Consider the following 14,982-nt stretch of genomic DNA (forward strand, 5'->3'; position numbering starts at 1 on the left):
TCCTAAACACTTGCTAGGCCCCTTCAAATTGAAAGGTTTGAGGGGGCTGCTCTTTTTTATGCCTTCTAACTTTCAGACCCTTCCAATTAGCTAACCTACCTAAAAAATCAGACTGCGCTGAAGATCAGATATTTGAAACAAGGTGTTAGGTTGTCAAAGATTCTTCATCATTGATCAGTTAAACTCTGTGCTCGATTAATGGTCAGGGAAAGACAATGAGTAACACGCATCCAGAACAGCTGTGGCAGGACTCCAAGATTAGCGCAACGCCAAGTAAGGTACTTTGTGTTGGCCGAAACTATGTAGACCATATAGAAGAGTTGAACAATGCCATTCCTGAACACATGGTCGTGTTTAATAAGCCGAATACTTCAGTGACTTCAACGCTTGCCTCTTTTCATCAAGAACCGCTGCATTACGAAGCCGAAATCTGTTTTATCGTTGAACAAGGCCAGTATGTCGCAGTCGGGTTGGGTTTAGATCTGACTAAACGTGAACTGCAAAGCTACCTCAAGGGAAAAGGGTTACCGTGGGAAAGAGCAAAGGCTTTTGACGGTTCCGCGGTACTGAGTCGTTTCGTCCCTGTTGATGGGCTTGATTTGACAGACTTACACCTAGAACTGTTCATTAACTGTGTTCGTGTTCAAAAGGGCCACGTTTCTCAGATGCTGTATTCCCCTCAAACTATTCTAGAAGAGTTGAGCTCCTACACCACACTGCTTGATGGCGATGTTGTCATGACTGGAACCCCAAAAGGCGTCGGTGAGGTACACCAAGGTGATCTGTTTTTGGGGCGTCTGAAATGCGGTGATAAAACCTTAGTCGAGATAGAGTGGGTCGCTAACTAAGTCATCTATTTAATCGAACCAGATTAGAGAATAACGTTGTTGAATTGTTATTGATTGGTTTTTTATTCGATAAATAACTAAGGTTTCAACTGATTGCATCTAGTGTATAGCTTGTACTTGATATAAAATCCGCCTCCTTTTTTATATCAACGCACAATCTAATGATCGATCTAGCCATACTCCCTGTTTACTTAACTGCCGTTGTTGCACTGCTTCTTCTTCCTGGTCCTGACATGCTACTTATTGCGAGCTCGAGTATGAGCTACGGACGAAAAGTCGGTGTGTTTGCGAGCTTAGGAAATGCAACATCAGGGATTATCCTTACGGTTCTGGCTGCAATGGGTGTTTCAGCTCTGATAGCGATGAGCCCGCTGGCGTTACAAGCTTTGCATCTATTGGGTGGTGCTTATCTGTTGAAGATGGGGTGGGATTGCCTGCGCTCTGACCAAGGTGATGCTCCTGAGTTAACCGATAACTCTGCCGCTAAAGCCTATTACCAAAGAGCGTTGATCAGTAATCTACTTAACCCGAAAGCGCTTGTCTTTTTTGTGATGTTTTTGCCTCAGTTTGTTTCAACCAACATTGAAGCGACATCTGGAGAACAGATGCTTGTTCTAGGCTTACTACTTAATTTGCTAGGTCTGACCTTTAACTTTGCACTGGTTGCTCTCGCTGGCACATTAGGCAAGCCTCTATTAGAAAATGCGCGATTCAGAACGTATCAGCAGAAGGTGATGGGTGGCGTGTTTGTGATTTTGTCACTGTGGATGCTGTCATCATTTGTGGGTTAATCTAAACCAAACTAGTTTGAATAAAAATGGACGCCTGAGCGTCCATTTTTGTATCCAAAAAGCAGTTTATTAAGCGTCTAGTTTCGTTCTAAGACGCTGGCTTTAAAGCGCTATTGGTTGAGCTCACTCTGATGCTGTTCAATCAACTGGTTGATATAGACTTCACCACGTTGTACCGCGTCAACGTAGTTTTCACCCTGTTCGAACGCCGTGACGGTTTCGTAATACACCTTCACTTTTGGCTCTGTGCCTGAAGGGCGAACAATGATGCGTGAACCATCTTCGAGATGATAAATCAGCACATCACTTGCAGGCAGGTTGATCGCTTCTGTCGCGCCACCAATCGTGATGCGTAACGAAGATTGTAAGTCTTCAATTACGCGTATTGAAATACCGCCAATGCTACTCGGTTGCTGACTTCTCAGCTTGGAACCGATAGAAGGGGCTCTTGGGTCTAAAGCGATGCTTCGCTGCGCATTGGTGTACAGACCATGCTGCATGTAGATGTCAGCCAACAAGTCCCAAACCGTCTTACCCTTTGATTTCAATTCGTCAACGAGTTGAGCAAATACCACTAGTGCTGACAGACCGTCTTTATCTCGAACCAAGGTGCCCATTGTATAGCCAAGCGCCTCTTCGTAAGCGAAAAGAAACTCATGATTATCGTCTTCCAACTGCATGCCCACGTTGGTGAGCCACTTGAAACCCGTTAAGGTTTGGAAGTAGCGGGCACCGTTGGCATTCGCGACCTTCTCTAGCAGGGTTGAAGATACGATGCTGTTACCGACCAATTGCGTTTTGGAATAAGACTTCGCTGAAAGGTATTGAGCAAAGAGCACACCCACCTGATCCCCTGTGAGCATCTTGTAACCGCCTTCTGGCAGTTTCACCGCAACGGCGAATCGGTCTGCATCTGGGTCATTAGCACACGCGATATCAGCATCAACGCTTTGTGCGAGTTGGATAACCAGATCCATCGCGCCTTTCTCTTCAGGGTTAGGGAAGTTAACCGTAGGGAAGTGTCCATCGGGCTCACGTTGCTCGGCAACACTGAAGACCTTGTGGAATCCATTATCATGAAGGAGATCTTCAGCCATTTGCGCGCCAACGCCGTGCATAGCGGTGTACGCGATAACAGTATCAGAATCTGAGCCTTGTTTATTAATGAAAGATGCCGTGTTAACGGCTTGGCGATAAGCTTGGTAATACTCCTCCGTTAGCCATACCAATTTTTCTTCTTTCTCTGCGTCACTGAGGCTCATCAGCGGGATAGGTTTTGTTGCTGCAATATCGATCTCGGCAGCAATGCCGCTGTCGTGCGGTGGAATGATTTGTGCGCCATTTTCCCAGTACACTTTGAAGCCGTTGTACTCTGGTGGGTTATGGCTTGCTGTAACAACGATGCCAGCCGCAGCATCAAAGCGTTCAATACCAAAAGCGACGACGGGTGTTGCTGCAACCTTACTGGTTAAGTAGACCTTAAAGCCAAGCGCACAAAGAACAGAAGCTGTGTCAGTCGCAAACTGTTTTGAATCGAGTCTGCCGTCATAGCCGATCACCACACCACGCTGTAGCGCTTGTGGTACATGGTCGACAAGATAGTGACCTAAGCCTGTTGCTGTCTCTTGAATAACTAAGCGGTTCATTCGATTTGGACCGCAGCCTACTTTTCCGCGTAAACCCGCGGTACCAAACTCCAATCTTTGGCTAAATCGATCGCCAATTTCGTCATGATTCTTTTCATCAATGAGCAGTTGAAGTTCTTCGCGAGTTCTTGGATCTGGGTCTCTCGCCAACCAGTTCATTGCATCTTGCATATTCATTAACCTTCTAGTTTGAAATCGGCTTTGCAATCAATGTAATTGATATTCATTCGCATTACCTTGAAGGCAATCGTAAAACTTGCGCAAACAGTGATAAGTGTTCGATTTTTTTGTTGTGGCACAAATTAAATAATTGAGCATTTAGTAACTAATGTGACCTTGAATATTTGAGTATCGATAACTAGCCTTTTACATAAATATAACAAAAAGTAACAAATTCGCTGTTTTTGAACCTTTTATTGAGTTTGCTCGTAGCTTTTAAGTATGAGAACAGCGTTAGCAACCTGTGTTTGAGGTTGCTCATTCGGTCTGATTCCAAGTCTTTCATTTTTTGGGCGGTGTTTTCCGCTTGATAGGTCGCACATATCCAATACGGATGGATAGAGGAGAGATCTTTTGAAACGATTATTGCTGAGATATGCCCTGCTTATTGGCAGCAGCATGTCACTGTTAGTTGCGCCAACGACCCTAGCGACGAGCGAATACAACATGACACAGGGTGTCACAGAGATCAGCGGCAAGGTGTATGAGCTGCACATGCTGATCTTCTACATCTGCTGTGCGATCGCATTTGTCGTGTTTGGTGTGATGTTCTATTCGATTCTGAGGCATAGGAAATCGAAGGGCGCCGTAGCGGCACATTTTCACGAAAGCACCAAAGTCGAAATTATTTGGACAGTCATTCCCATCATTATCCTCATCGCCATGGCGATTCCAGCGACCAAAACTCTGATTGCTATGGAAGACACTTCTCAATCAGATATCACCATTAAAATTACTGGCTCTCAATGGAAGTGGCACTACAGCTACTTTGGCGAAGACGTCGAGTATTTCAGCTTATTGGCAACCAGCGATAAAGAGATAGAGGGTATCGAAGCCAAAGGGGCACATTACTTACTCGAAGTGGACAAGCCTCTAGTGTTGCCTATCAACCGTAAAGTTCGTTTCTTAATGACCTCAGACGATGTGATTCACTCATGGTGGGTGCCAGCGTTTGCGGTTAAGAAGGACACTATCCCCGGCTTTATCAACGAAGCATGGACAAAGATAGATGAGCCTGGGGTTTATCGAGGCCAGTGTGCAGAATTGTGTGGGCGAGCTCATGGCTTTATGCCGATTGTGGTTCAAGCGATGGAAGAGGATGATTTTGATGCGTGGCTAGCGGATCAGAAGGCGTTGGCGATTGCTGAAGCTCAAGCCGCTAAGGAAGCATTAGATGCGTCACTTTCTTTGGAAGAGCTGAACACCATTGGTGAGCAAGTGTATGCGTCTCGTTGCTCAGTCTGCCATCAAGCTAATGGTGAAGGGATACCTGGTGCATTCCCGGCGATTAAGGGTAGTCCAGTTGCTCTGGGCAATGTATCAGATCATATCGATGTCATCGTTTACGGCCGGTCTGGTACGGCAATGCAGGCGTTCGATAATCAGTTAACTGAGAAAGAGATTGCTGCAGTGATCACCTATCAACGCAATGCGTGGGGCAACGATACGGGTGATGTGATTCAGGCATCCGACATCAACGCATATAAACAGCAAATCGAAGGCGGTGGCAGTGCGGATGCTACGTCTGATACGCAAACAACACCCGAGTCCTCGATGAGTAAGGAGGCGATATGAGTTCACCTATCAACAAACCGGTGAAGTCAGCGCCGGCTGAAGATCAAGCGATCAGTCATACTGCCGATGATTTAATCGACGTGACCGATCATGACCATCATGAAGCACCAAAAGGATGGGCTCGTTGGCTCTACTCAACCAATCATAAGGATATAGGCACACTCTATCTGTGGTTCAGCTTTGCGATGTTCTTAACGGGCGGGGCGATGGCTATGGTGATTCGTGCCGAGTTATTTCAACCCGGATTACAGCTTGTCGAGCCTGACTTCTTTAATCAGATGACCACTGTGCATGGTTTGATCATGGTATTCGGGGCGGTGATGCCTGCGTTCACCGGTCTTGCCAACTGGATGATCCCGATGATGATCGGTGCGCCGGATATGGCGTTGCCAAGAATGAACAACTTGAGTTTTTGGATCCTACCTTTTGCTTTCCTCATTTTAATTGGATCTTTATTCACAGAAGGTGGTGGCCCGAGTTTCGGCTGGACCTTCTACGCACCACTCTCTACAACCTATGGCCCCGATAGCACGGCATTGTTCGTATTTTCGGTCCATATCATGGGTATCAGCTCGATCATGGGCGCGATCAACGTGATTGTCACCATCGTTAATATGCGCGCCCCGGGTATGACTTGGTTCAAACTCCCTATGTTTGTTTGGACTTGGTTGATTACGGCATTTCTATTGATAGCGGTCATGCCCGTCCTCGCGGGGGCGGTAACCATGGTGTTAACCGATAAGTACTTTGGCACCAGCTTCTTTGATGCTGCAGGGGGCGGGGATCCGGTGATGTTCCAGCATATCTTCTGGTTCTTTGGACACCCAGAAGTGTACATCATGATCCTGCCTTCATTTGGTATTGTTTCGGCGATCATTCCTGCCTTTAGTGGTAAGCGATTGTTTGGCTATCACTCTATGGTTTACGCGACGTGCAGTATTGCGATCTTGTCATTCTTGGTATGGGCACACCATATGTTCACCACGGGGATGCCAGTATTCGCTGAGCTATTCTTTATGTATTGCACCATGCTGATAGCCGTGCCAACTGGGGTGAAGGTGTTTAACTGGGTGGCGACCATGTGGCGGGGGGCGTTGACCTTTGAGACTCCAATGCTGTTTGCAATAGCCTTTATTGTGCTGTTCACCATAGGTGGATTCTCCGGCCTAATGCTAGCCATAGTGCCTGCCGATTTCCAATACCATGATACCTACTTTGTTGTGGCGCACTTCCATTATGTGCTGGTAACCGGTGCTGTGTTCTCGATCATGGCTGCTGCCTACTATTGGCTGCCAAAATGGACAGGACACATGTACGACCACAAGTTGAGCCTGTGGCACTTCTGGACTTCGGTCATTTCCGTGAACGTTCTCTTCTTCCCAATGCACTTCCTTGGGTTAGCGGGTATGCCGCGACGTATTCCGGACTACGCGATTCAGTTTGCTGACGTCAATCAAGTGGTGTCGATTGGTGGTTTCGCCTTTGGGTTGTCTCAGCTTATTTTCCTATGGCTTGTGATTAAGTGTGTGAAAGGGGGCGAGCCCGCGGAAAGTAAACCTTGGGAAAGAGCGGAAGGGCTTGAGTGGACAGTCCCAAGCCCGGCACCGCATCACACCTTTACACATCCGCCAAAAGTGGACTGAGGTGACTCATGAACAAGCAATCGCAAGACGATCATACACAAACGTCACAAACGCAAGGTAACACCACAAAGCGGTCCACTAAGAAACTGACGGCTTACTTGGTATTGAGTGTGATTGGTATGTTCGGTTTTGGCTTTGCTTTAGTGCCGCTCTATGACGTGATGTGTGAGGCATTAGGAATTAACGGCAAGACCAATGCGGTGTCAGCTGTTCAACCACAAGGCATGCAGCCAGATTACAGTCGAATAGTACGTGTAGAGTTTATGTCGCACATCAAGCCGGATATGCCGTGGCGATTTGAGCCAGAAAAACGAGTGTTAGAGGTTCACCCTGGTGAGGTGATTCAAACCAATTACATTGCCACCAACACGTCAGGGCTGAACTTGGTCGGGCAAGCGGTGCCGTCGGTCTCTCCCGGCAACGGCGCTACGTATTTCAATAAGATGGAATGCTTTTGCTTTAATCAGCAACCATTGAACGCAAAAGAGAGCACCGAGATGGGGTTGATATTCTATATCGAACCCAGCATTCCAGAGTCGATTCATACTCTGACTCTCTCTTATACCTTGTTTAACATTACGAATGGGACGTCATCAGAGCAGGATGTAGTCGCGAAAAACTGAGCCGTCGCAAGAACCTGTATCAACAAAAGGAGTTGAGCAATGAGTTCTAAAAAGGAAATCTATTTTGTACCACACCAGAGTCACTGGCCTTTGGTAGGGGCAGTAGCGCTATTTCTTGTTGCGTTAGGCTCTGGGCTCACAGTACAAAACATGGGGACTGACGCGGCAGGTGGTGTGTTTGGTAAGTTCACCTTGGTCATTGGTTTTGCTGTACTGCTTTATATGCTTGCAGGCTGGTTCAGCAATGTGATCACCGAGTCTCTCAGTGGACTTTACTCCGAGCAAATCTCGCGCTCATTTAGGCAAGGGATGAGTTGGTTCATTTTCTCTGAAATCATGTTCTTCGGCGCATTCTTTGGTGCACTGTTTTACGCGCGTATGATCTCGGTGCCTTGGCTCGGTGGAGCGGGTAATAATGAGATGACTCACGAAGTGTTGTGGCCGATGTTTCAATCAATGTGGCCACTTACGACCACTCCAGATGGCGTGACCACGCAAGCAATGCCATGGCAAGGTCTGCCACTGAAAAATACCGTCATTTTGCTGCTCTCTTCCGTCACTCTTCATATGGCGCATCTCAGCCTTGAGCGAAATCAACGCATGGCGTTAACGGTATGGCTGGAAATCACTATCGTCCTCGCTGGCTTCTTCTTATTCTTTCAGGCTGAAGAGTACATCCATGCTTATCAAGAGATGAATCTTACCCTGCAATCAGGCATCTACGGCAACACCTTCTTCTTACTTACCGGCTTCCATGGGCTGCATGTCTGTTTAGGGACCATCTTTCTGATCGTTTTACTGGGTCGTGTGGCTAAGGATCACTTTACGCCGAAAGACCATTTTGCGTTCCAAGCTGGGAGTTGGTACTGGCACTTTGTTGATGTGGTTTGGTTGGGCTTGTTTGTCTTTGTTTACGTATTGTAACGATGAGGCTAATAAGGTCGCGGGTTAGGTGTGACCAACCCAGTCGCCATGGCAAGTAGCAGTAAAATAACAACAATGGCAGAGAAGAAAACACGTCGTCCGAGGAAATGACTGAGCTGTTTTCCATTGTGTTTTCCTGATGAGAATTGGAATAGCGCTTTCATCAAGTTAAACGCAATGACGAACAGTAGGACGACCAAAAGGACTTTAAATAACAATACGGATGTGGATGAGACCATGGTGTTAACCCCTAATGAAGCAAATCATCGAAATAGCCCGCGCCGAAGTGTCGGTGTATGGGTGGTTGCTCTGTTAACTGTGGTTTCAGTGGGTCTATTAATCAAGTTGGGGTTGTGGCAACGAGAGCGTGGCATCGAAAAGCAACAGCTGGAGCAGCACTTAGCGATGAGAGCGACACAGCCGAGCAAACCTTTGATATCAGTTTTGGCAGAGTGGAAAGCTTGGGCGAATAGTTTAGAGAATAATGGCCTCTCTAATATTGAACACCATCAAGACACGACAGGCAGCCAATACTTACAGGCACTCAATGGCACTAAGGTGACGGTGGACTTTACCCAAACCAGTGGCCCTATGTTTCTACTCGATAATCAGACGCACCAAGGCGCAGTTGGCTATATCTTGTATCAATTAATGCCGGTTGCTGGCTTTTCAGAACCCAAGTACCTGTTGGTGGACTTAGGCTTCGTCAAAGCAACCAAAAAACGCAGTGAGCTGCCGATTCTCGAATTTCCCGCTTTGTCTCAGCAGGTTTCTGGTCGACTGTATGTACGTTCAACCAATCCGCTGAGTTCGGATTTGGCTTTAGAGAATACCCAACCGAAGCGAATACAGAATCTAAACATATCAGCGATAGCCGATCACACATCCTCTGAGGTTTTGCCCGTGCTGTTTCAACCGTTCCAAGGTGATAGCTGGCCTTATGAATTGCTATGGCGACCAACGGCGATGAAGTCAGAAAAGCATTTTGGTTATTCAGTGCAGTGGTTTGCAATGGCAGTAGTGTTGGCAGGGTTAATGATAGTGATTGGTTTTCGATTTGTTAGCCATCGTCGCACAGGGGAGACCTACCATGAACAGTAAAGCGCAGGTGGCGTTCGAGAAGAAGCGTCGTAAAGGCAGATTGTTACTTATAGGCTTAGTGATCATTTTCGCCTTGCCCGCCATTATCGCCAAAACGGTTTTAGACCAACATTGGTACAACGAAGGCGCGACCAATAGTGGTCAGCTTGTTGAGCCAAGGTTGATGCTTAGCGACCTCAATATCGGCTTCGAAGACCCAAATCAAGGGTGGTTGATTGGCTATATCGCTCCGAGCGACTGTGACCAGTTGTGCGAGCAACAGCTTCACTACATTAAACAGAGCCATTTAGCCCTAGGGAAAAATCGTGAACGTGTCACGCCTGTGGTTTTTTCGCTGAGTTCACAAGAGAGCCGGTTACTTGAGTTGCCAAACTTTACGCAAGTGGATGGTAACCCAGCACTGAGTGCTCGTTTGGGTGAAGCTTCAATAGTGGTTATCGATCCGCTAGGGCAATTGGTGATGGTGTATGAGAGTGTTGCTCAGCCAGAACAACTGGTGTCTCAGTCTAAGGGGCTGATCCACGACCTAAGAAAGTTATTAAAGTTGTCGCGAGTTGGTTAAAACTCGCGTGATTAGCGTTTTGTTTGCGACAGATAGGGAGATCATTGATGACAAATTCAACCCCTAGACCATTGCTGTTACTAGTAAGAGCCAGCCTCGTATTAACCCTCGTCGTTATTGTTTTGGGCGCTTACACTCGCCTTTCTGATGCTGGTTTGGGTTGCCCTGATTGGCCCGGTTGCTATGGTCAATTGCTGGTGCCAACGAGTGAATCTGCCGTGGCTAATGCCAACTTAAAATATCCTGAAAGAGCGCTGGAAGCAGACAAAGCTTGGATTGAAATGGTGCACCGCTATTTTGCCGGAACGTTGGGTTTACTGATTTTTGCGATCACTGCATGGAGCATCTCCAAGCGCGTCACCCCAATTGGGTTGCCCTTGCTTATTGGCGCTACCGTGATCTTTCAAGCACTGCTCGGCATGTGGACGGTGACCCTAAAGCTCATGCCTGTGATCGTAATGGCGCACCTAATGGGCGGCTTTACGCTACTTTCACTATTAAGCCTACTTTACTGTCGTCTTAATCGAATCGGGCAGGGGTTTGCACCGTTTAAATCTCTTTGGTTGAGGTTTTGGGCGAGTATCAGCCTTGTTGTGGTAATAGGTCAGATTCTGCTGGGTGGTTGGACGTCATCAAATTATGCCGCATTGGTGTGCACTCAATTGCCAATCTGTGAAGGAAATTGGCTCGCTTATCTGGATTTTGATAAAGCGTTCGACTTATTACAGAGTGGACATGATGACTATGAATTTGGCGTGCTGGAATATCCGGCTCGATTGACGATTCATGTCATGCATCGATTTGGTGCTATGGCAGCGGTATTGGTTGTATTGATCACTGTGTATCAGCTTTGGTCTCAGGCTGGACATGGACAACGCAGGCTAGGTGTCATTCTAGCTCTCGTCTTATTCTGTCAGGTTGGGCTCGGTATCAGTAACGTCTGGTTCCACTTGCCGATTTCAGTCGCTGTTATGCACAACTTAGTCGCGGCTTTGTTGCTAGTGACCTTAGTCGTGACGAATTTCTTGGTGTGGCAGCGCCAAACCAGAGACTTTTTATTGAAAGGAAGCGCATTAGGCGGAGGTAAACATGGCTAGTCGAACCGAAACTCACACTCAATTTGTTCCAACTTCCAAATCCGCTGTTCGAGAAAAGTCAGCATGGAGAGTTTACCTCACGCTCACTAAGCCTAAGGTGGTTGCTTTGATGCTCCTCACCGCACTGGTGGGGATGTGCCTTGCGGTGCCGAATGGATTACCGATGCAAGAAACAATGATGGGGATGATAGGCATTGGCTTAATGGCTGGCTCAGCTGCGGCCTTCAATCATTTGATAGACCGAAGAATTGACGGTCAGATGAGTCGAACCAGTCGTCGACCTCTGCCTTCAGGGGAGCTGAGTAGCGTACGAGTATTCTTTTTTGCCGCATCAATAGGAGTCGTTGGCTTTGCTGTCTTGGTTATGTGGGTCAACGTGCTCACGGCGTGGTTAACTTTTGCAAGCTTACTTGGCTATGCCGTGGTTTACACCATGTACCTTAAGCGCGCGACACCTCAAAATATCGTAATTGCTGGGATTGCCGGTGCTATGCCTCCACTACTGGGGTGGACCGCTGTGACCAACGAGCTACATTCTCACGCTTGGTTACTGGTGATGATCATCTTTATTTGGACGCCACCACATTTTTGGGCTCTAGCGATTCATCGAAGAGATGAGTACGCCAAGGTGAATATACCCATGTTACCCGTGACGCACGGTATTGAGTACACTAAGACATCCATTTTGCTCTACACCTTGCTGCTTAGCGTTGTATGTATCTTGCCTGTTTTGGTTGGAATGAGCAGTTGGATATATCTCAGTGCCTCGTTGCTGCTTAACGGAGGGTTTATCTATCACGCTTGGATGCTCAAGTATCGCAGTACCCCGAGCAGTGCCATGCAAACCTTTAAATTCTCTATCTATCACTTGATGATATTGTTCGCGGCGCTGTTGCTGGACCATTACTTAATTTGATGCGCTTTCAAGTAAGCCACCAAAAATATTCAGGTACATGTACAAAGATGGTGTGTGCCTGAATACCGCATCCCAAGTGCTAATCACGCCTCGTGCTATAAATTATCATCTTGCCTCTGATAACTAAAAAACTGGGTTCATAACACAACCAAACCTTTGGTTTCCACTAACCTTACGTTGACATAATTTCTATAGAAATCATCACAATTAATAGGTCTGAATTATACAAAGGGAACCTCATGGAATTTACTGATCTAGATAGGGATGCGCTCTATCAAACTTGGATGTCTCAAAAGTCACGTATGCGCCTTACCCAAATGGAGTTTTCCAAAAAGCTTGGAATGAACCAATTGGCTTTCTCGCGCATCTTACGAGGTGAAACGCCATTGACGATGTCGTTTGTTAGTCAATTTTGTCGTTTGTTGCATCTTGAACCGAAAAACGTTCTGCCGTCGTTGAAAGAGGGAAGTGAAGGACCGAAAATCGTCTATTTGCAGAGCCGCATGAGCGTCGATGGCGAGATTCAAAATGCTTATATTGAGGGAAATCAGGTAGTTGTTGAGTATGCTCATACCGTGAAAAGCAACTGACTTTAGAAATTGATCGTATATTACACACAATTTTTCGACATTATTTTATATATGGTATAGCATTCTATTGTTTCTTCAGTTAACGATTGAGTGCCAACATGACATTTCTAAAATCCTTCTTTCTGACCACCATCAGTGTTCTCCTTGTTGGGTGTGCTGGTGGTCCGATCCAAAAAGCCACCAAATTTACCTCTTATCAAGACTTTAGCCCAGGCCCTGATGGTGGGGTAGATTTAGTGTGGGCCCGAATTGGCCTCCGCGATATAGATCGATTAAAAAAGAAACTGGCAAACTATGATTCGGTGGTTATCGATCAAATCTTTGTGTTGACTGAGGAGGGTTCGATAGATTCTGACGATGTACAGGAACTGACAGATCATATGCTAGAGAGATTAACACAGCGAATTTCAGAGCATAAAACGGTGGTCAGTGAGCCCAATGGTCGAAGCTTAAGATTTAGTATCGCGTTAAGTAATGTCGAAACGCCCAATCCAATTCTCGCAGTCACCAGTAGTGTTTTGCCTTTTGGCTTAGCGATGTCGACGCTTTCTAAGGTAACAACAGGCGAACACACTAACGTGGGCAGTGCGAGTGTAGAGTTGCTAGTGAGCGATGCTCAAGATGGTACGCCGTTGTTTGCTGCGATCGATCGTCAAGCCGGTAATAAGGACTTTTCGACTATGATCGATTCACTCGATGACGCAAAAGACGCGATTAACTACTGGGTTGACCGCTTAGGTGTTACTCTAACGGATACGAACTAACTCTCAATAGATAAAACCATGCTAGACAAAGAGAACTTGATGAAACTGGCGCGTGTACAGATGCCATTTGGAAAGTACGCAGGCCGAGTACTTATTGACCTACCTGAAGAGTATCTTCTGTGGTTCGATAAAAAAGGGTTCCCCAATGGTGAGCTTGGAGACCTGTTAAAGCTCTGTTTGGCATTAAAAATTGAAGGTCTTGACAGTGTTGTGAAGCCTCTTAAAAGAATGTAAAGCGTAAAACCGTTGGCAAATTGTCAGCGGTTTTTTTATTCGAATCGCGAAAAATTTAAGCACCTTTGGACTTAACTGTTTGTAAAGTAGTTAATTTATCGTGTGTAAATTTATCTATACGAGGTGTTTTAAATATAAAACATAAAAAAAATTGCGTTTTTTTTAAATTAGTGATTGAAACTCGCGTTTTTCCTAGTTAAGTTACAGAGAACAAGACGATAAGTGCTGATGTAAAAATTTGTGCCGACAATATGTGCACTCAGCTCAAGGATAGAAATAGGAAGAAGTAAGCAATGTTTCAAACAGATGATGTACGAATTAATAAAGTAAAAGAGTTATTACCCCCTGTTGCGGTACTAGAAAAGTTTCCTGCGACAGAAGTTGCTTCTTCTACAACTTTTGAAAGCCGTAAAGCGATTCATAACATTCTAGAAGACAAAGATGATCGCCTGCTTGTGATCGTTGGTCCGTGTTCTATTCACGATCCAGAAGCTGCGCTAGAGTACGGTAAGCGTCTGAAAGTACTGCGTGATGAACTGGGTGACCGACTAGAAATCGTTATGCGAGTCTACTTCGAGAAACCACGTACTACCGTGGGTTGGAAAGGTCTAATCAATGACCCGTACATGGATGACACTTTTAAGCTAAACGATGGTCTTCGCATGGGGCGTAAACTTCTGCTCGACCTAACTGACATGGGTATGCCAACAGCAAGTGAATTCCTAGATATGATCACGCCACAATACGTAGCGGATTTGATCAGCTGGGGTGCAATTGGCGCTCGTACGACAGAATCTCAGGTACACCGTGAGTTGGCATCTGGTCTGTCTTGCCCTGTTGGTTTTAAGAATGGTACAGATGGCAACATTAAGATCGCAACAGATGCAATTCGTTCTGCGAGCTCGTCTCACCACTTCTTGTCTGTAACTAAATACGGCCACTCTGCGATTGTGGAAACAGCAGGTAACCCAGACTGTCATATCATTCTGCGTGGCGGTAAAGAGCCAAACTACAGCGCTGAGCACGTTGCTAAGATCAAGCAAGAGCTTGAAGCTTCAGGTTTACCACAGAAGGTGATGATTGACTTCAGCCACGCAAACAGCTCTAAGCAGTTTAAGCGTCAGATGAACGTTTCTGACGACGTTAGTGCTCAAATCGCTGGCGGTGATGCGGCTGTTTTCGGTGTTATGATTGAATCACACCTTGTAGAAGGTCGCCAAGATCTTGTTGATGGTAAGGTTGAGACTTACGGCCAATCGATCACTGATGCATGTATTGGTTGGGAAGACACAGAAACAGTATTACGCCAATTGGCTGATGCAGTTGAGAGTCGTCGTAACAAGTAACGCTACCTAACTCATTGAATAAAAACCTTGTTGTTCTGCAGCAAGGTTTTTTTGTTTTTGGGCGCTGATAAACGTAGGTTTGTTCGTGCTATAAGGGTGGTCA

General features: G+C 46.2%; 16 protein-coding genes. 14 read left to right on the forward strand and 2 right to left on the reverse strand.

Going from position 1 to position 14,982, the window contains the following annotated elements; all coding sequences use genetic code 11:
• The first annotated feature begins 215 nt into the window (after nucleotides 1-215).
• Both KI655_RS08210 and KI655_RS08215 read left to right on the forward strand, forming a co-directional pair.
• Nucleotides 216-848 carry a fumarylacetoacetate hydrolase family protein gene (locus tag KI655_RS08210; protein ID WP_285403597.1) on the forward strand — a complete coding sequence of 211 codons (633 nt, stop codon included), beginning with the start codon at nucleotides 216-218 and terminating at the stop codon, nucleotides 846-848.
• A gap of 161 nt (nucleotides 849-1,009) precedes the next feature.
• A complete protein-coding gene (locus KI655_RS08215; RefSeq protein ID WP_285403598.1) occupies nucleotides 1,010-1,639 on the forward strand; it encodes a LysE family translocator in 630 nt (209 codons plus the stop codon).
• A 110-nt stretch (nucleotides 1,640-1,749) separates the two neighbouring features.
• Here the strand turns inward: KI655_RS08215 and KI655_RS08220 are convergent, their stop codons facing one another.
• The gene (locus tag KI655_RS08220; protein ID WP_285403797.1) at nucleotides 1,750-3,456 is read right to left on the reverse strand and encodes a phospho-sugar mutase; all 1,707 of its coding nucleotides are present in this window, start codon (nucleotides 3,454-3,456) and stop codon (nucleotides 1,750-1,752) included.
• A 402-nt stretch (nucleotides 3,457-3,858) separates the two neighbouring features.
• On the opposite strand from KI655_RS08220, the gene coxB reads away from it, so the two are divergent.
• The 4 genes from coxB to KI655_RS08240 are packed head-to-tail and all read left to right on the forward strand — an operon-like array spanning nucleotide 3,859 to nucleotide 8,269.
• On the forward strand, nucleotides 3,859-5,079 hold the full coding sequence (gene coxB, locus KI655_RS08225; protein ID WP_285403599.1) for a cytochrome c oxidase subunit II: 1,221 nt from the start codon (nucleotides 3,859-3,861) through the stop codon (nucleotides 5,077-5,079).
• Nucleotides 5,076-6,722 (forward strand): cytochrome c oxidase subunit I, encoded by a 1,647-nt coding sequence (gene ctaD, locus KI655_RS08230; protein ID WP_285403600.1) that lies wholly within the window; start codon nucleotides 5,076-5,078, stop codon nucleotides 6,720-6,722. The genes coxB and ctaD overlap by 4 nt, the downstream gene beginning before the upstream one ends.
• A gap of 8 nt (nucleotides 6,723-6,730) precedes the next feature.
• The gene (locus KI655_RS08235; protein ID WP_285403601.1) at nucleotides 6,731-7,345 is read left to right on the forward strand and encodes a cytochrome c oxidase assembly protein; all 615 of its coding nucleotides are present in this window, start codon (nucleotides 6,731-6,733) and stop codon (nucleotides 7,343-7,345) included.
• A 39-nt stretch (nucleotides 7,346-7,384) separates the two neighbouring features.
• Entirely contained in the window at nucleotides 7,385-8,269 is an 885-nt protein-coding gene (locus tag KI655_RS08240) for a cytochrome c oxidase subunit 3 (protein ID WP_285403602.1), read from the forward strand.
• A gap of 8 nt (nucleotides 8,270-8,277) precedes the next feature.
• Here the strand turns inward: KI655_RS08240 and KI655_RS08245 are convergent, their stop codons facing one another.
• Complete coding sequence (locus tag KI655_RS08245; RefSeq protein WP_285403603.1) at nucleotides 8,278-8,508, reverse strand: DUF2909 domain-containing protein; 231 nt, start codon at nucleotides 8,506-8,508, stop codon at nucleotides 8,278-8,280.
• Here KI655_RS08245 and KI655_RS08250 point away from each other — a divergent pair.
• The 8 genes from KI655_RS08250 to aroG all read left to right on the forward strand — a co-directional run bounded on the left by KI655_RS08250 (nucleotide 8,447) and on the right by aroG (nucleotide 14,879).
• Nucleotides 8,447-9,370, forward strand: a complete 924-nt coding sequence (locus KI655_RS08250; protein WP_285403604.1) for an SURF1 family protein — start codon at nucleotides 8,447-8,449, stop codon at nucleotides 9,368-9,370. The two genes, KI655_RS08245 and KI655_RS08250, sit on opposite strands and share 62 nt — an antisense overlap.
• Entirely contained in the window at nucleotides 9,360-9,932 is a 573-nt protein-coding gene (locus KI655_RS08255) for a hypothetical protein (protein ID WP_285403605.1), read from the forward strand. The genes KI655_RS08250 and KI655_RS08255 overlap by 11 nt, the downstream gene beginning before the upstream one ends.
• Before the next feature lie 47 nt (nucleotides 9,933-9,979).
• Entirely contained in the window at nucleotides 9,980-11,029 is a 1,050-nt protein-coding gene (locus KI655_RS08260; RefSeq protein WP_285403606.1) for a heme A synthase, read from the forward strand.
• Nucleotides 11,022-11,945, forward strand: a complete 924-nt coding sequence (gene cyoE / locus KI655_RS08265) for a heme o synthase (protein ID WP_285403607.1) — start codon at nucleotides 11,022-11,024, stop codon at nucleotides 11,943-11,945. The genes KI655_RS08260 and cyoE overlap by 8 nt, the downstream gene beginning before the upstream one ends.
• Before the next feature lie 239 nt (nucleotides 11,946-12,184).
• A complete protein-coding gene (locus KI655_RS08270) occupies nucleotides 12,185-12,535 on the forward strand; it encodes a helix-turn-helix transcriptional regulator (RefSeq protein WP_285403608.1) in 351 nt (116 codons plus the stop codon).
• A gap of 98 nt (nucleotides 12,536-12,633) precedes the next feature.
• Nucleotides 12,634-13,299: a DUF3313 domain-containing protein gene (locus KI655_RS08275; protein WP_285403609.1), complete on the forward strand. Its 666-nt coding sequence runs from the start codon at nucleotides 12,634-12,636 to the stop codon at nucleotides 13,297-13,299.
• 18 nt (nucleotides 13,300-13,317) lie between these two features.
• Nucleotides 13,318-13,533, forward strand: a complete 216-nt coding sequence (locus KI655_RS08280; protein ID WP_032550272.1) for a DUF3820 family protein — start codon at nucleotides 13,318-13,320, stop codon at nucleotides 13,531-13,533.
• Between the two features lie 293 nt (nucleotides 13,534-13,826).
• Nucleotides 13,827-14,879, forward strand: coding sequence for a 3-deoxy-7-phosphoheptulonate synthase AroG (gene aroG / locus KI655_RS08285; protein ID WP_285403611.1), 1,053 nt, complete (start codon nucleotides 13,827-13,829; stop codon nucleotides 14,877-14,879).
• The last annotated feature ends 103 nt before the right edge of the window (nucleotides 14,880-14,982 follow it).

It is taken from the genome of Vibrio sp. D404a (assembly GCF_030248535.1).
Lineage (GTDB): Bacteria > Pseudomonadota > Gammaproteobacteria > Enterobacterales > Vibrionaceae > Vibrio.